The sequence below is a fragment of the Nonomuraea marmarensis genome (assembly GCF_043197025.1).
Taxonomy (GTDB): domain Bacteria; phylum Actinomycetota; class Actinomycetes; order Streptosporangiales; family Streptosporangiaceae; genus Nonomuraea; species Nonomuraea marmarensis.
Genome location: NZ_JBICRM010000006.1, coordinates 37,713 through 52,441 on the forward strand (window position 1 = coordinate 37,713; position 14,729 = coordinate 52,441).

At 70.7% G+C, this 14,729-nt stretch carries 18 protein-coding genes and 1 pseudogene; 11 read left to right on the plus strand and 8 right to left on the minus strand.

The features are described from left to right. Window positions 1-58: 58 nt before the first annotated feature. Window positions 59-409, plus strand: a complete 351-nt coding sequence (locus tag ACFLIM_RS11375) for a RidA family protein (RefSeq protein WP_393164825.1) — start codon at window positions 59-61, stop codon at window positions 407-409. 3 nt (window positions 410-412) lie between these two features. On the opposite strand, the gene ACFLIM_RS11380 is transcribed toward ACFLIM_RS11375, so the two are convergent. Next, the gene (locus ACFLIM_RS11380) at window positions 413-898 is read right to left on the minus strand and encodes a hypothetical protein (protein ID WP_393164469.1); all 486 of its coding nucleotides are present in this window, start codon (window positions 896-898) and stop codon (window positions 413-415) included. 49 nt (window positions 899-947) lie between these two features. Next, on the minus strand, window positions 948-1,691 hold the full coding sequence (locus ACFLIM_RS11385) for a hypothetical protein (protein ID WP_393164470.1): 744 nt from the start codon (window positions 1,689-1,691) through the stop codon (window positions 948-950). A 160-nt stretch (window positions 1,692-1,851) separates the two neighbouring features. Here ACFLIM_RS11385 and ACFLIM_RS11390 point away from each other — a divergent pair, with 160 nt between their 5' ends. Both ACFLIM_RS11390 and pip read left to right on the plus strand, forming a co-directional pair. Beyond that, on the plus strand, window positions 1,852-2,622 hold the full coding sequence (locus ACFLIM_RS11390; RefSeq protein ID WP_393164471.1) for a neutral zinc metallopeptidase: 771 nt from the start codon (window positions 1,852-1,854) through the stop codon (window positions 2,620-2,622). A 41-nt stretch (window positions 2,623-2,663) separates the two neighbouring features. Then, a complete protein-coding gene (gene pip / locus ACFLIM_RS11395) occupies window positions 2,664-3,623 on the plus strand; it encodes a prolyl aminopeptidase (protein ID WP_393164472.1) in 960 nt (319 codons plus the stop codon). A 265-nt stretch (window positions 3,624-3,888) separates the two neighbouring features. On the opposite strand, the gene ACFLIM_RS11400 is transcribed toward pip, so the two are convergent. After that, a complete protein-coding gene (locus ACFLIM_RS11400; RefSeq protein WP_393164473.1) occupies window positions 3,889-4,587 on the minus strand; it encodes a TetR family transcriptional regulator in 699 nt (232 codons plus the stop codon). Between the two features lie 77 nt (window positions 4,588-4,664). Between ACFLIM_RS11400 and ACFLIM_RS11405 the strand changes: the two genes are divergently transcribed. After that, window positions 4,665-5,762, plus strand: coding sequence for an FAD-dependent monooxygenase (locus ACFLIM_RS11405; RefSeq protein ID WP_393164474.1), 1,098 nt, complete (start codon window positions 4,665-4,667; stop codon window positions 5,760-5,762). Between the two features lie 149 nt (window positions 5,763-5,911). Here the strand turns inward: ACFLIM_RS11405 and ACFLIM_RS11410 are convergent, their stop codons facing one another. Next, window positions 5,912-7,084 carry a Cmx/CmrA family chloramphenicol efflux MFS transporter gene (locus ACFLIM_RS11410; RefSeq protein ID WP_393164475.1) on the minus strand — a complete coding sequence of 391 codons (1,173 nt, stop codon included), beginning with the start codon at window positions 7,082-7,084 and terminating at the stop codon, window positions 5,912-5,914. 328 nt (window positions 7,085-7,412) lie between these two features. Continuing rightward, window positions 7,413-7,796 carry a VOC family protein gene (locus tag ACFLIM_RS11415; RefSeq protein WP_393164476.1) on the minus strand — a complete coding sequence of 128 codons (384 nt, stop codon included), beginning with the start codon at window positions 7,794-7,796 and terminating at the stop codon, window positions 7,413-7,415. Between ACFLIM_RS11415 and ACFLIM_RS50355 the strand changes: the two genes are divergently transcribed. After that, window positions 7,756-7,878, plus strand: a complete 123-nt coding sequence (locus tag ACFLIM_RS50355; RefSeq protein ID WP_449291471.1) for a hypothetical protein — start codon at window positions 7,756-7,758, stop codon at window positions 7,876-7,878. The two genes, ACFLIM_RS11415 and ACFLIM_RS50355, sit on opposite strands and share 41 nt — an antisense overlap. Here ACFLIM_RS50355 and ACFLIM_RS11420 read toward each other — a convergent pair. Beyond that, window positions 7,826-8,608 (minus strand): alpha/beta fold hydrolase, encoded by a 783-nt coding sequence (locus ACFLIM_RS11420; RefSeq protein WP_393164477.1) that lies wholly within the window; start codon window positions 8,606-8,608, stop codon window positions 7,826-7,828. The genes ACFLIM_RS50355 and ACFLIM_RS11420 overlap by 53 nt on opposite strands. A gap of 128 nt (window positions 8,609-8,736) precedes the next feature. Between ACFLIM_RS11420 and ACFLIM_RS11425 the strand changes: the two genes are divergently transcribed. Both ACFLIM_RS11425 and ACFLIM_RS11430 read left to right on the plus strand, forming a co-directional pair. Next, on the plus strand, window positions 8,737-9,153 hold the full coding sequence (locus ACFLIM_RS11425; RefSeq protein ID WP_393164478.1) for a YciI family protein: 417 nt from the start codon (window positions 8,737-8,739) through the stop codon (window positions 9,151-9,153). A gap of 5 nt (window positions 9,154-9,158) precedes the next feature. After that, a complete protein-coding gene (locus ACFLIM_RS11430) occupies window positions 9,159-10,451 on the plus strand; it encodes an RNA polymerase sigma factor (protein WP_393164479.1) in 1,293 nt (430 codons plus the stop codon). Here ACFLIM_RS11430 and ACFLIM_RS11435 read toward each other — a convergent pair. Continuing rightward, entirely contained in the window at window positions 10,395-10,997 is a 603-nt protein-coding gene (locus ACFLIM_RS11435) for an AAA family ATPase (protein WP_393164480.1), read from the minus strand. The two genes, ACFLIM_RS11430 and ACFLIM_RS11435, sit on opposite strands and share 57 nt — an antisense overlap. A 34-nt stretch (window positions 10,998-11,031) precedes the next feature. Between ACFLIM_RS11435 and ACFLIM_RS11440 the strand changes: the two genes are divergently transcribed. The 4 genes and pseudogenes from ACFLIM_RS11440 to ACFLIM_RS11455 all read left to right on the plus strand — a co-directional run. Continuing rightward, window positions 11,032-11,457 (plus strand): MarR family winged helix-turn-helix transcriptional regulator, encoded by a 426-nt coding sequence (locus ACFLIM_RS11440; protein WP_393164481.1) that lies wholly within the window; start codon window positions 11,032-11,034, stop codon window positions 11,455-11,457. 61 nt (window positions 11,458-11,518) lie between these two features. Beyond that, a complete protein-coding gene (locus ACFLIM_RS11445; RefSeq protein WP_393164482.1) occupies window positions 11,519-12,280 on the plus strand; it encodes an SDR family NAD(P)-dependent oxidoreductase in 762 nt (253 codons plus the stop codon). Window positions 12,281-12,355: 75 nt separating this feature from the next. After that, a complete protein-coding gene (locus ACFLIM_RS11450) occupies window positions 12,356-13,036 on the plus strand; it encodes a TetR/AcrR family transcriptional regulator (protein WP_393164483.1) in 681 nt (226 codons plus the stop codon). A gap of 42 nt (window positions 13,037-13,078) precedes the next feature. After that, a pseudogene (locus tag ACFLIM_RS11455) lies at window positions 13,079-13,546 on the plus strand (MFS transporter); the annotation flags it as partial. A 244-nt stretch (window positions 13,547-13,790) separates the two neighbouring features. Here the strand turns inward: ACFLIM_RS11455 and ACFLIM_RS11460 are convergent. Continuing rightward, complete coding sequence (locus tag ACFLIM_RS11460; RefSeq protein ID WP_393164484.1) at window positions 13,791-14,723, minus strand: DUF5996 family protein; 933 nt, start codon at window positions 14,721-14,723, stop codon at window positions 13,791-13,793. Window positions 14,724-14,729: the final 6 nt, after the last annotated feature.

Below are 14,729 nucleotides of genomic sequence, written 5' to 3' on the forward strand. Positions count from 1 at the left end.
ACCGGCAGTTCCAGCTGCTCTGGGTCGGTAGCGCGGTCTCCCAGGTGGGCATGGGCAGATCGGATACGCACGGGCCGTGGTGGACGGCGACTGGGTGCACGTGTCGGGTACGACCGGTTTCGACTACACCAACATGACCATCTCCGACGACGTGGTGGAGCAGGCCGAGCAGTGCCTGCGCAACATCGGGGCCGCCCTGGACGCGGCCGGGTGCACGTTCGCCGACGTCGTACGCGTGCGCTGCCTCCTGCCCGACCGCGCGGACGTCGAGCCCTGCTGGCCCGTGCTGCGCGCGTGCTTCGGCGAGGTACGGCCGGCCGCCACCATGCTCATGTGCGGCCTCTCCGATCCCCGCATGAAGATCGAGATCGAGGTGTACGCCCGCCGCCCCATCGGCGATCCGAGCTGACCGTCAGGTTCCGCGGGTGTAGGTGAGCTCGAAGTCGAGGTGCCAGGTCTCGCCGTCCTTCGACATCTCCCACCTCGCGTTCACCGTGTCGCCGTCGGGGCTGAACGTCCCGTGGAAGCGCTGGTTGAACCCGGGCGCGTGCCGCCAGATCCGCCACACCCCGTCGGCGAGCGTCATCTGGTACACGCGATGGACGCCGCGCGCGTCGGCGTACAGCATGGTGAATTCCTCCGTGGCGTCGTCGAGCCCGATCACCGCGGTGGTCGGGAACGGCGCGTTGTCCCGCCACGCCTGGGGAGCGGTGGGCGGCGGCGGTTCGGTGTCGGAGAACTGGCGCAGGAACAGGCCGTCGTCCTGCCAGCCGAACTCGGTCCACGCGCTGCCGAGCCCGTCCACCTTCGGTTGCACCGTCCATCGGCCGATCAGCGCGTCGAGCCGGGCGAGTGCGGGATGCCTGCCGTCCATCTCGATGTCCCTCCGCGTTGCCATCACCAGGTGACACGAGGGTATTGCCTTCCCTGGCCGGCCTCCAGTGCGCTCAGCCGCAGAGCAGCCCCCCGAGCAGGCCGCTGATCCCGAGGGAGTCCAGGAGCGACGGCGCCGCGGCGGCGGGCGGGGGAGCGGGGGCAACCGGGGCGCAGCCGGTGATGAACGGGTCGAGAAGAGCGCTGACCCCGATGGCGTCCAGGAACGACCTGGGAGTGGGCGCCGGGGTGGAGCTGGTCGTGCAGACCGGCCGGGTGGCGGCGAGCGTTTCGAGCAGCTGCGCGACCTCGCTGTCAGTCAGCGGAACGGGCGACGTTGCCGAACCCGGGGCCGGGGTCGCGGTGGCGGCACACGCCTTCGCCCTGCTGACGAGCACGTCGATCAACGACCGGGCGTGGGCGAGGCTGAGCGGCGGCGAGGAAGGCGTCGCGTTCGGCACGGCCCAGAGCGGCGCGTCCGGTACGGCAGGCGGCGGGCCGGCATCTCGCGGGACGAAAGAGCCTGGGGTGGCGGACGGGGTCGGGCTCGGCATGAAAGGGAGGACCGGCCTGGGGAAGGCGGAAGGCGTCGTGCTCCGGGGTGTCCATGGACTGCCGCCGGCGATCGCTCCGAAGAACCTCCTGATGTCGTCGGCGTCGACGTTTCCGGTCAGCGGCGGGGGCGGCGACACGTTAATGCTGATGTAGTCGTTGTTGCTGCACGGCACCACGTCGCCGTCCTCGGCGGAAACCGGCGCGGCGGCCAGCAACACACCGGCGGAGGTCGCGGCGAATACGGCAATGGCGGGCCTGAACATGATGCTCCCTGCGGGTGGCGATTTTGTCGTCCGCAGTGATCATTACCCTTAGTGGTGGTTCAAGTACTTCATAGTTGGATCTAGCCCTCTTTACCCCTCGGGCCACCGATTTGTCATGGAGTAAGGTGGGGTTCTATTGTCACGCTTCGTGAAACTCCTCATGATCGCGGCGCTTACGGGCGCTCTCGTGGCGCCTTTAGCCGGTACGGCCGCCGCCGAAACGACGTCGTACCCCGTCAAACACCCCAAGCTGAGAGCCAACCCGCTCTACGAGGCCGGTCCGCTGCCCGCGACGACCTGTGCGGAGCCGCCGGTCAAGCGCCACAACCGCAAGCTGGCCCGCGACTATGTCGACGCGGTCATCGACTGCCTGGAAACCACCTGGGAACAACATCTCACTAACGCCGACCTGCCTTTCCGCAAAGTCAAGGTGCGGCACCTTGACAGGATTCCCAAGAAGTACTGCGGCTACAAGACGGATAACGCTGACTCCCAGGCCTGGTACTGCGACAAGACCGGCACGCTGGTCGTCCAGATCGGCAAGGAATGGCTTGATGACCCCGACGACCTGTGGCTGTTCTACATGACCGCCTCCATGTACGGCTACCACGTGCAGAACCTCGTCGGAATCGCGCACGCCTACGACGTGGCGCCATACGGCAAAAGGGCTGAGCTCCTTGAGCAGGCCCGGCGCTACAGCCTCCAGTCCGACTGCTTCGGCGGCGCATTCATGAAGAGTGTCTGGCCGATGGAGGGGCGGACCACGAAGGACGTGAATTACTTCCGGACCCTGCCCGAAGGCGACGCCCGCGGCGAGGAACGCTGGCTCGGCAAGGCGGCCGACATCCGTGCCTGGATCAAGCGCGGTTTCGCCACCGGCGACCCGGGCTCCTGCAACACCTGGACGGCCGCGTCCGCCAAGGTGGCCTAACATATGAGCGCTTTCACATCCCCAGGAGAGGAGCCCGTCCCGTGTACCCCCCGATCGAGCCCTACGAGCACGGCCTGCTCGACACCGGCGACGGCAACCTCGTCTACTGGGAGGTCTGCGGCAACCCGGAGGGCAAGCCCGCGCTCGTCGTCCACGGCGGCCCGGGGTCGGGATGCTCGACGGGCATGCGCCGCACGTTCGATCCGGAGCGCTACCGGATCGTCCTGTTCGACCAGCGCAACTGCGGCAGGAGCCGGCCGCACGCCAGCGACCCCGCCACCGACCTGAGCAACAACACCACTCAGCATCTCATCGCCGACATGGAGCTCCTGCGCGAGCACCTCGGCATCGACAAGTGGCTGCTGTACGGCGGGTCGTGGGGGTCGACGCTGATCCTGGCCTACGCCGAGGCCCATCTGGAGCGGGTGTCGGAGATCGTCATCGTCAGCGTCACGACCACGCGCCGCTCCGAGATCGACTGGCTCTACCGGGGCGTCGGGAGGTTCTTCCCCGAGGAACGGGAGCGGTTCACGCAGGGCGTGCCCGAGGCGGACCGGGACGGCGACCTGCCGGGGCTGCTGGCGGCGTACTCGCGGCTCATGGCCGACCCTGACCCGAAGGTACGCGAGCAGGCCGCCCGCGACTGGACCGCCTGGGAGGACGCGGTGATCTCCCAGGAACCCAACGGCAAGAAGAACGCCTACAGCAACCGGCCCCCGGATGCCCTGCACGCGCTGGTCCGGATCTGCTCGCACTACTTCTCCAACGCCGCCTGGCTGGAGGAGGGCGTGCTGCTGCGCGAGGCGGGGCGGCTGGCCGGGATCCCCGGCGTGCTCATCCACGGCCGCCTGGACATGGGTGGACCGCTCGACACGGCCTGGGAACTGGCCCGGGCCTGGCCCGACGCCAAGCTGGTCGTCGTGGAGGATTCGGGGCACACCGGCAGCGAGACGTTGCGGAAAGAGCTGCACGCGGCCATCGACGCCTTCGCCGCCCGATAGGGGTGGGAATCCCGCGGCTCAGGGGCATTTTGGACGGTGCCCGAGGTGACCATCGCCTCGCCGTCGGTCGATTCCGTACGGTGAGCCGCGGGTTCGCATGGCTGGCAGGAGGACGGGGTGGCCGGGCCTCGTCCGCTCGCTGACCTGCCGTTACGGTAACCGCGCCGCCCATTCGGGCACCACCTATTTATCGTTTGCGGCGGCGTGAAGGGCGTCCGAGACCGCTAACCGCTGTCTCAAAAATGTCTCAGAAAATGTCTCAATATTAGTGCGGCGGCAGGTGCCGGTAGAGCGTCGCGCGGGACACGCCGAGCGTGCGGGCGATCTCGGCGGCCGTGTGCTCGCCCGAGGCGTGCATGCGCCGGGCCGTCTCGACCGCCTCCGGAGTCATCGCCCCAGGCCGGCCGCGCCGGCGCGGGGCCGGAGGTGGCGCGGGGCGATCCTCCAGGAGGCGCTCGACCCCGGCCAGTACGGCGGGCCGCAACATCTCCGTCGGCAGGTCCGCGAACATGACGACGGGGTCGCTGAGCATGGCGAACGCCTGCACCGCCCGGATCCGGTCCGCGTGGTCCGCGACGGGACCCGCGATGATGTGCTCCGCCAGGAAGGCGGCGTCTCGAAAACGTTGGTAGACCGATCCCTCGGCGGCCAGCGCCAGGTCCTGCAACTGCATCCTGAGCAGGTGACGGTGGGTCAGCCACACGTCGAGCAGGCCCTCGATCGCCGCCCACCGCCGGTCGCCCGGTGCGCGGTTGGCCGCGTCGATCGCGGCCTCCATGTCGGCCAGCATCGGCTCTGCCAGGGCCGCGACCAGGTCCTTCTTGCTGGGGAAGTGATAGAGGACCGCGGTCTTGGTCAGCTCCAGCCGCTCCGCGATCTCGCGGATCGAGGTCGCGTGGTAGCCGCGCGAGGCGAACAGGTCGAGCGCTACCTGGAGGATTCGCGAGCGAGTGTCGTCCGTCACGCCGCCGAGTGTAGCCGTTGCCTGACCGGGGGTCGGGAGCTTATAGTCTCGAACTGACCGATGGTCAGGGAGGGCAGATGAGAGAGATCTTGATTTCAGGGGCGAGCATCGCCGGGCAGACGCTGGCGTACTGGCTGGCCAGGCACGGGATGCGGCCCACGCTGGTCGAACGGGCGCCAGGGCCGCGCATGGGCGGCAACGGGGTGGACCTGCGGGACCAGGCGATCGAGGTGGCCGAGCGGATGGGGATCATGCCGCGGGTCCGGGCCGCGGCGGCGGACGTACAAGGCATCAAGTTCGTCAATGCCTCGGATCGGGCCGTGGCGCGGATGGACATGCGGAGCGCGGGGGGCGAGGTCGAGATCATGCGCGGTGACCTGGTGGCGCTGCTGTCCGAGGCGGAATCGGGGGTGGAGTACGTGTTCGGCGACTCCGTACGGGCGCTGGCGGAGGACGGCGATGGGGTGACGGTGTCGTTCGAGCAGGGCGCCACCCGGAGGTTCGACCTGGTCGTCGGGGCCGACGGGCTGCACTCCACGGTGCGGCGGCTGGCTTTCGGGCCCGAGCAGCGGTTCCTGCGGCACAAGGGGCACTATTTCGCGTTCGCGAACGCGGACTCGGCGCTGGGGGAGGATCGGTGGGTGTCGATGTTCAACCTGCCGGGGAAGATGGCCGGGGTCTACCGGTCGGGGAACCACGCGCAGGCGAAGGCGTACTTCATCTTCAGGTCCGGGTTGCTGGCCTACGATCACCGCGACGTCGGCGAGCACAAGCGGCTGCTGAAGGAGGTGTTCGCGCATGAGACGTCATGGCGGGTGCGTGAGCTGCTCGACGGGGCGCTCGACGATCCCGACCTCTACTTCGACGCGTTGAGTCAGGTGCGGATGCCGTCGTGGTCGTCCGGGCGGGTGGCGCTGGTGGGCGACGCCGCCTACTGCGCGTCCCCCGCGTCGGGGGCGGGGGCGGAGCTGGCGATCGTGGGGGCGTACCGGCTGGCGGGGGAGCTCGCGGGCGCCGCCGATCACCGGGTGGCCTTCCGCCGGTACGAGGAGGGTCTCAGGGAGCTGGTCAGGCGCAAGCAGCGGATCGGGCCCAACGTCCGCATGATGGTGCCGAAGAACCGGCTCGGCATGTGGACGCGGAACGCCGTGGTGTCGGTGTTGCCCCGGTCTTAGGTCATACCGGAGGTACGAGGACGAAGTAGCGGTCGAGCCGCGGCGTCGGCCTGCTGGGCGGCGGCCTGAAATGCGAGGACTTCCCGGCGGAAACGAGAGGCGGGTTCCATGACCTCACTGTGCCTCAGCAGCCGCCGGCCTCCACCGGGTTATGGGCGGGTGGCAGCGGTCCGCCGGGTCGGCGGGCGGATTGCGTGCGCGGCGCCGCCGAAGGCCAGCGCTGTGGTCACCAGCAGCGCGCTCACCCACAGCGGCGACCGGAACCCGAGCCCCGCCCCGATGGCGAGCCCGCCGAGCCAGGGGCCGGCGGCGGCGCCCACGTTGAAGGCGGCGGTGGCGAACGCGCCGCCCAGCGTCGGCGCGCCGGTCGCCGCGTAGAGCACCTGCGAGATCAACGTGGACCCGACGGCGAACGACAACGTCCCTTGGACGAAGACCAGCACGATCGCCGGCACTGGGTACCCGGCCACCGCCGCGAAGGCGACCCAGCCGGCGGCCAGCGCCACCCCGCCGCCCACCAGGAGCCGCATGGGCCGCGCGTCGGCGATCCGCCCGCTGATGCTCACCCCGGCGAACGAGCCCAGGCCGAACAGCGCCAGCATGGCCGGCATCCAGCCCGCCCCGATGCCGGTGTCGCCGGTGAGCAAGGGCACGAGGTACGTGAACGTACAGAAGGTGGCGCCGTTCACCAGAGCGCCCAGCAGCAGGAGCATCACTAGCCGGGGCCGGCGCAGCGAGCGCAGTTCCCCGCGCGCGCCCGTACCGGCTGGGTCTGGGGAGCCGCCTGGCACGGACCTCAGGACGGCCACGATAGCCGGGACCAGAGCGACGGCCACCGCCCAGAACGCCGAGCGCCACCCCCACAGCTCACCGAGCAGCGCGCCGCCCGGCACGCCCGCCACGCACGCGAGGGTGACGCCGCCGAGCAGGACAGAGGTGGCGCGGGCCTTGGCGTTGGGTGGCGCCAGGCCGATCGCGGTCGCCATGGCCACGGCCAGGAACCCGGCGTTGGCCAGCGCGGCGATGACCCGCGTGGCGAGCAGCACCTCGTAGCTGGTGGTGAGCGCGCCGACGACGTGCGCGAGCAGGAAGGCGACCAGGAACGTCAGCAGCGCGCGCCGCCGCGGCCAGCGCAGCGACATGGCCGCGGTCAGCGGCGCGCCGACCACCATCCCGACGGCGAACGCCGAGGTCAGCAGCCCGGCGGCGGGGATGGAGACCTGCAGGTCCCGCGCTATGCCGGGCACGAGCCCGGACAACATGAACTCGGAGGTCCCCTGGGCGAAGATCGCCAGCCCGAGCAGGTAAACAGCGAATGGCATGAGAAAGAAAGCTCCGCGACGTGGATCGACACAGGAAGCGGTCAGGACGAAGGGCCTGCCGCGCTGGACGGCGTCGTGAAACCGACGCACGGTCCAGGCCGACGGTGATCCGAATGGCATGCGGTCGCGGGCCGCGGAGATCCCCGGCCTCAGGAGCGACGACGCGGAACAGCCACCGGATGACCGGTGGCTAGCGTCTTGACGCCTCGGGGCTGGACATACGCGGCAACGTAGCAATGCCGGCCGAGGGATGTCCAATCAAATACGCCGGTGTGCGCCCGAGCAGGCGGCCCTGGTCGCGGTGCACCCGTGGGACATCGACGGCGCCCTATGGCTCGGGGAAGAAGCCGGCGCTCTGGACGTACTGCATCGCCTTCGTGAACTCGGGGTCGCTCAGGCGGCGCTCCATCTCCTCCGGCGAGACGTCCTCGATGCGGGTCTGGATCCACCACAGCTTGCCGAACGGGTCGCGGACCCGCCCCACCCGGTCGCCGAAGTACAGGTGCGTGACCTCCGTCACCGACGTCCCGCCCGCCTCGACGGCCCGGCGATGGGTGGCGTCGGCGTCGGGGACGTACAGGCGCAGGAAGGCGGGCGTGTGCGGCCAGCCGGGCGCGGCGTCGAACATGCACGCCGACACGCTGGACTGGCTGGCCTTCCGGCTGACATCGCTGGGCTGCGAGTTCAGGGTGTACGAGCCGCCCGAGCTCACCGAGCACCTGCGCGCGCTGGCCGCCCGCCTCACCCGTGCCGCTGGAGAAAGTCCAGCGCCAGAGGGCCGGCGATCTGCCTGAACTCCTCGAAGTACGCGTGCCGCGCCCCCTCCACCATCCGCAGCTCCGCCCCGGGGATGCGCCCGGCCAGCAGCGGGGCGTTGGCCGCCGGGTTGAACACGTCGTCGGTCCCGTGCACGACCAGCGTGGGAGCGGTGATGGAGGGCAGCGCGTCCCAGCTGTCGTGCCCCGCGCTGGCGGCCAGGTGGCGGCGGCGGGCGTAGGCGGGCATGCCGGGGTCGCCCACCGTGTGGTACGGGCCGGGATGCGTGGCCAGCCAGGCCGGGGTGTACATGAGCTCCAGCAACGCCCGCTCGGCCGCCGCCCGGTCCGGCTGGGCCAGCGATCGGCGCACGTCGTTGCCGCGCTCGACCCCGTGGGCGCCGCCCGGCGAGCTGCAGCCGAGCACCAGCGCCGCGACCCGCTCGGGGTAATCGGCCGCCAGCCACTGCGCCACCCGCCCGCCCATCGACGTCCCGTACACGTGCGCCCGCCGCACCCCCAGCTCGTCCAGCACGGCCAGCACGTCGGTGGCGAAGCCGCGGGTGGTGTACGGCTCGTCGGGTTTGTCGCTGTCTCCGGTGCCGCGGTAGTCGAAGGTGATCGTACGGAACGCCGCGTCGAAGTCCGCGCGCACGGGATCCCACCAGTGGTGGTCGTTGGCCTGCCCCTGGAGCAGTACGAGGAGCGGCCCGCTGCCGCGGACCTGGTAGGACAGCTTGACGCCGCTCGAGGTGGTTGCGTAAGGCACAGCTTCGATGGTGCCTCATCCGGTGCTGATCGTGGACGGCGGAGCATCCTGGTGCGAGATCTCTCGGGCAGGATGTCCGGTGGGCGGGCACGGCTCCGACGTCCCTGGTGAGAGAGAGGACACAAGCCATGAAATACATGATCCTTTCGTACGGCTCGCAGCAGGACTACGACGTCCTGTCCGGCAAGGACACCGGCCGGCCCGCCTGGTCGTCTGAGGACGTGGGGGCGATGGTCCAGTTCATGGAGTCGTTCAACAAGGAGCTGGAGGAGTCGGGGGAGTTGGTCGAGACCCGTGCCCTGGCCGCTCCCGTGCACACCAGGCGGCTGCAGTCCAAGGACGGCGTCCCGGTCGTCACCGACGGCCCCTACGCGGAGACGCAGGAGGTCCTCGCCGGTTACTGGATCGTGGACTGCGAGAGCTTCGACCGGGCGACCGAGATCGCCGCCCGCCTGGGGCAGTGCCCCTATCCCGGCGGCGCCTACGACGACGCCGTGGCGGACGTACGGCCCATCATCGACTCCCAGGCCGACATGGGGTTCTGAGCGCCTTGCCCGAGATCGAGGTCGAGGACCTGCTGCGCGAGCTGGCGCCGCAGGTCCTCGGCGCGGTGGTCCGACGTTACGGGCATTTCGCCGCAGCCGAGGACGCCGCGCAGGAAGCACTGCTAGCGGCCGCCCTGCAGTGGCCGAAGGAGGGGTTGCCGGACAACCCGCGGGCCTGGCTGATCACCGTGGCCGCGCGCCGGCTGACCGACCTGCTCCGCGGTGAGCAGGCCCGTCGGCGCCGCGAGGACACCGTCGCCTCCTGGACGTTGCCCGAGGAGTGGCTGGCGCCCGCCGCCGACAAGCCGGTCACCGATGCGGACGACACGCTGATCCTGCTGTTCATGTGCTGCCATCCGTCGTTGTCGCCCGCCTCGCAGATCGCGCTCACCCTCCGGGCGGTCGGCGGCCTGACCACCCCGGAGATCGCCCGCGCGTTCCTGATGCCCGAGGGCACCATGACGCGCCGCATCACCAGGGCCAAGCAGCGGGTCAAGGACAGCGGGGTGCCGTTCCGCCTGCCGCAGGGTCCCGAGCGCGCCGAACGGCTCGGCGCGGTGCTGCACGTGCTCTACCTGATCTTCAACGAGGGGTACGCCAGCACATCCGGGCCCGACCTACAGCGTGCGGAGCTGACGGCGGAGGCGATCAGGCTGACCCGCATGGTGCACCGGCTGCTGCCCGACGACGCCGAGGTGGCGGGGCTGCTCGCGCTCATGCTGCTCACCGACGCGCGACGACTTGCGCGTACGGGCCGGGACAGCGCGCTGATCCCGATGGCCGAGCAGGATCGCGGACTGTGGAACGCCGGCCACATCGCCGAGGGCGTCGACCTCGTCACCGGTGCCCTGTCCAAGGGGACGCCCGGGCCGTACCAGCTGCAGGCGGCGATCGCGGCGCTGCACGACGAGGCGCCGAGCGCGGAGGAGACCGACTGGCCGCAGATCACGGCACTGTACGAGGCGCTGATGCGGACCTCCGGCAACCCCATGATCGCGCTCAACCACGCCGTCGCCCTGGCCATGGCCCGCGGCCCCCGGGCCGGGCTGGACCGGCTGGAACGCCTCCAGCACGACGACCGCATCGCGGGCGACCATCGGCTGCACGCGGTGCGCGCCCACCTGCTGGAGATGGCCGGCGACCACGCGGCCGCCCGCGTCTCCTACGAGGAGGCGGCCAGGCGGGCGATGAGCCTCCCGCAGCAGCGCTACCTGCACGCCAGGGCGGCCCGCCTGAAGGATTCAGTCGAACCTGATGTGCCGCAGACTGATCCAGATACGCCGGAGGCGATGGCGTAGCGGGCCGTCGGTGTCCGGGGCCAGGGTCAGGCCCGCCGCGGCCGCGATCCGGTCGGCCACCTGCGGGATCGTCAGCCGTTCCGTCGCGATGTGCTCGGCGAACTCCGGCGTGCGCAGCCTCTCCAGACACTCGTCGAGCCTGGACACGGCGAACGCCTCCCGCTTCAGCCCCGGGCTCATCCCGCGCTCGCGCAGCCGCCCCAGCACCGTCTCCCTGTCGGCGAGCAGCGCGAAGTGGCGTACGTCGTGGCCCGCCTCGCGCAGCCGGCCCAGGATCTGGTCGTAGTAGGCGGGCTCGACCAGCGTCATCGGGGCGATCACCACGCCGTCGTGCTTGGCCAGCGTCAGGTCCAGCACCTCGAACACCCCCTGGCGCCAGGCGGGCAGATGCTGGAAGTCGGAGCGCAGCGCGGGCGGCATCATCCTGCGCAGGCCGAAGCCGACGTGTTCGGGATCGCACACCACGCTTCCGGCGAGCCGTCGGCGCAGCTCGTACGCGGTCTGCGTCTTGCCGCCGCCGAACGGGCCGTTGATCCACACCAGCATGCCCGACAGCCTACGGGCGGTAGCGTCAGGTTTCGTGACGGTGGCGAAGGACGTGTGGGAGCGGTTCACCGAGGTCTCCCGCGCGATGAAGGGTGAGACGGAGCGGCGGCTGAGCGTGTACGGCGTGCACGTGGGCCAGCAGTTCGTCCTGGAGTGCCTCTGGGCAGAGGACGGGTTGACGCCGAGCGAGATCGCCAAGCGGATCGGGATCGAGGCGGCGACGCTGACGAGGGCGCTGCCCCGGATGGAGGCCGCCGGGCTGGTACGCCGCCGCCCCGACGAGCGGGACCGGAGACGGATCCGTACCTGGCTGACCGAGCACGGCCAGGAGCTGCGGGGGCCGGTGACGGAGGCGATGGCCCAGCTCCAGCGGGATGCCGTGGCGCTGCTGACCGAGCACGAGGCCGAACTGCTGGCCGAAGGGCTGAGCCGGATGCGCCGCTCGTTGAAGGGCGAATGATTACTAAGCCAGCTTAGTTATTGCTAAGCTGGCTTAGTAATTTCCTGAAAGGAGCAATCCGATGGATCTGGGTCTGGCGGGCAAGGTCGTGTTCGTCACGGGTGGGTCGCGGGGGATCGGGCGGGCGACCGCCGTGGCCTTCGCCCGGGAGGGGGCGCGGGTCGCGTTCTCGTACCACAGTGACAAGGAGGAGGCGGGCGTCACCGCCGCCGCGATCGGGGCGGAAGCCCTGGCGGTGCGCTTCGACCTGGCCGACCCCGAGTCGATGGGCTCGGCGGTCGCCGCGGTGCGGGAGCGGTGGGGCGGCATCGACGTGTTCGTGGCGAACGCGGTGCGCTGGCCCGACTCCCTGCCCGATCCCGGGCGCAGGTTCGAGGACGTGCCGCGGCAGGAGTGGCGCGACCTGCTACGCCCGAACGTCGAGGGCGCGATCGCCGGCCTCCAGGCCGTCCTGCCCGCCATGCGCGGGCGGCCGGACGGGCGCATCGTGCTGGTCTCCTCGGACGTGGCCCGGCATCGCGGACCCGGCACGCCCGGACTGGGCATCTACGGCTCCAGCAAGGCGGCGCTGGCCGGCCTGGCCAACGGGCTGATCGCGGAGCTCGGCGGCGACATCTTGGTGAACATCGTCACGCCCGGCTTCACCGTCACCGAGCGCAACCTGGCGGCCATGCCACAGCGGCTGCGTGACGAGCGGGCCGCGCACACCCCGACCGGCCGCCTGTCCACTCCAGAGGACGTGGCGCGGGCGATCGTCTTCCTGGGCTCGCCCGCCAACGGCAACATCACGGGGGAGGTGCTCAACGTCACCGGCGGAGTATGAGCTTGACGGAGTGAGTACTCACTCCGTACTGTCATGGGCATGATGAACGCGACAGGCCGGCGACGTGCGCCGGCGATGAGCCCAGAACAGCGCCGCGAGATGATCGTCAGAGCGGCCCTTCCCCTGGTGGTGGAGTACGGCACCTCCGTGACCACCGCCCAGATCGCCCGCGCGGCGGGCATCGGCGAGGGCACGATCTTCCGTGCCTTCGGCGACAAGGACGCGGTGCTGGCCGCCTGCATGCAGGAGGCGCTGCGGCCGGACGACACACTCGCCCACGTGGCGTCGATCTCGCTGGACCTGCCGCTGGCCGAGCGGCTGGTCGAGGCGTCGGAGGCGATGCGCGGCCACCTGGCCAGGATGGGCGCGGTCACCGGCGCCCTGGCCACCTCAGGCCGCCTACGGCGCGGCGGCCTCATGCGGGGCATGCTCCCCGAGAGACCAGGCGGCGAGGGCCCCTCCGGGGCGGCCGAGGTTCCCCGTCCCGACGGCGAGCCCTCCGCCGAGGCGCTTAGGGAGGGCGCTGCCGGTCAGGGGCGCGACTTTGGGCGGGAAGCGTCCATGGCCGCCACTCGTGAGGTGCTGGTCGGGCTGTTCGAGCCCGAGCGTGACACCCTCCGGCTCCCTCCCGAGCAGCTCGCCGAGGCGTTCCAGTTCCTGGCCCTGGCGGCGGGCCGGGGACCGTCTTCGCTCACCTCCGCCCAGATGGTGGACCTGTTCCTGCACGGCGCGCTGAAGGACGGCGAGGCCGGGTGAAGGACCTCTACGAGGACCTCCCGCCCCGCAGCCGCAAGGGCGTTCCAGGGCCTCGGTGCGGGCGCGCTGCTCACCCTGGGCATGGCCCTGATCCGCGACCTCCACCCGCCCAGCCACGCGGAGGGCATGATCCGCATGCAGACGCTGATGGCGGCCATGATGATCGCCGGCATGGTGGGCGGACCACTGCTCGGCGGCCTGCTGACCGATCACGCGAGCTGGCGCTGGGCGTTCCTGGTCAACCTACCCATCGGCGCGGTCGCCGCCGCGGTGGTCGCCGTGGTGCTGCCCGAGCGCCGCGCCGCCGAGGCCGCTCCCGGCAGGCTGGACGCGGCCGGGATCGCCCTGCTCGCCACCGGCGCGCGGATCACGGCGGCGGGCGGGGGCTCGACGGTCGCCTGGATCGGCGGCGTCGCGGGGCTGCTCGCATTCGCCGCGATCCTCCTCATACGCGACGTCCCCCTCACCCGCCCCGCCGTCCCGGGCCGGGCCACCGCCGCTCGGTCATGACTGCCGGCGGTCCTGGTCATGGCGAGCGCCCGACTCTTCGGAAAATAGTCCGGTCCGGCGGGGAATGTTCGGCCTGAAGGTGTGGTTACATAGCTCGTGGCCGGTGTGTCCAGTGTCCCCGGGCCTCACCTATTGCCTTCGCGGATTACCGTTCGGCTGGAGCCGCGTTGTGCCTATCGCCGAGAGGCGACCTGCACACCGGTACTCACTCGTTGAGCGCCCGCCCTCCCCGGAGGGCGGGCGCTCATTGCTTCGCGTAGTACGGGTCCGTGACCCCGCCCGGGCTGCTCAGCGTCTCCGTGTCGATGCCGGTCAGCTTGGCGCCCGCCCGGTAGGCACTGTCCAAGAACTCCAGCACGGCCACCACGGGATCCCCCATGGCGCGGACGTCGTCATAGCGCAGGACGGCCAGATGGCTGCCCCGCGCGGGCAACCACTCGGCCTGCTCCGGACGCAACGGCTCCCGTTCCAGCCCCTCGGGCTCCGGCGCGGTGTAGGAGTAGAACGCCGGCCACGGCCGCTCCTTGTCACCGAACCAGAACCCCGAGCTGATGACCTCCCAGCTGTACGCCTCCCGCGTGACGGAGTCGGCGTCCGGCGAGACCGTGACGACCCGCCCGGTGAACCGGGTGACCGCGATGTCGAACGTGTGCCAGAAGTGGTGCACCGGGCTGGTCTTGCCGGCGAAGTCCGCGGCGAAGCGGTCGAGCAACTGCACCACCTGGGACAGGATCCGCCAGTAGCGGTTGATCAGCACCGGGTCGTAGCGCGCGTGCAGGGTGTCCTCGGCGAACGGCGTGTCGTCGCCCAGGTCGAACGGCACCGCCCAGATCTCGGGCCGGATGCCCAGACCCGCCAGCGTCTCGAAGAGCCGGTCGTGGAACGACGCCACCGACCTGCCGATCAGGCTGAACTCTGCGCTGCGGCCGTCGAACACGTCCACCACCAGCCGATGGCGTACGAGGTCGAAGTCGACGCAGAACAGCGGCTGCTCGCCCAGCCCGCCCATCGGCCGCGTGGTGAGCCCCCGCCCGGTCGGATGGAAGGGAACCTGCCACCAGTGGTTCCGGCGATTGCTCGACGACAGCCGGATCTTCCCGACGATCTGCGCGAACCTGTGAAAGGTCTCCTTGGCCTCGGCCCACTCAGCGAGCGGCATGGCCGGGAACAGCTCCATGACATC

Excerpts from the sequence above, each read along its gene's own strand:
- ACFLIM_RS11425 (WP_393164478.1), top strand. The coding sequence starts at position 8,737 with ATGAAATACATGATCCTTTCGTACGGCTCGCAGCAGGACTACGACGTC.
- ACFLIM_RS11445 (WP_393164482.1), top strand. The coding sequence starts at position 11,519 with ATGGATCTGGGTCTGGCGGGCAAGGTCGTGTTCGTCACGGGTGGGTCG.
- ACFLIM_RS11460 (WP_393164484.1), bottom strand. The coding sequence starts at position 14,723 with ATGGAGCTGTTCCCGGCCATGCCGCTCGCTGAGTGGGCCGAGGCCAAG.
- ACFLIM_RS11390 (WP_393164471.1), top strand. The coding sequence starts at position 1,852 with ATGATCGCGGCGCTTACGGGCGCTCTCGTGGCGCCTTTAGCCGGTACG.
- ACFLIM_RS11385 (WP_393164470.1), bottom strand. The coding sequence starts at position 1,691 with ATGTTCAGGCCCGCCATTGCCGTATTCGCCGCGACCTCCGCCGGTGTG.
- ACFLIM_RS11410 (WP_393164475.1), bottom strand. The coding sequence starts at position 7,084 with ATGCCATTCGCTGTTTACCTGCTCGGGCTGGCGATCTTCGCCCAGGGG.
- ACFLIM_RS11450 (WP_393164483.1), top strand. The coding sequence starts at position 12,356 with ATGAGCCCAGAACAGCGCCGCGAGATGATCGTCAGAGCGGCCCTTCCC.
- ACFLIM_RS11380 (WP_393164469.1), bottom strand. The coding sequence starts at position 898 with ATGGCAACGCGGAGGGACATCGAGATGGACGGCAGGCATCCCGCACTC.
- ACFLIM_RS11405 (WP_393164474.1), top strand. The coding sequence starts at position 4,665 with ATGAGAGAGATCTTGATTTCAGGGGCGAGCATCGCCGGGCAGACGCTG.
- ACFLIM_RS11435 (WP_393164480.1), bottom strand. The coding sequence starts at position 10,997 with ATGCTGGTGTGGATCAACGGCCCGTTCGGCGGCGGCAAGACGCAGACC.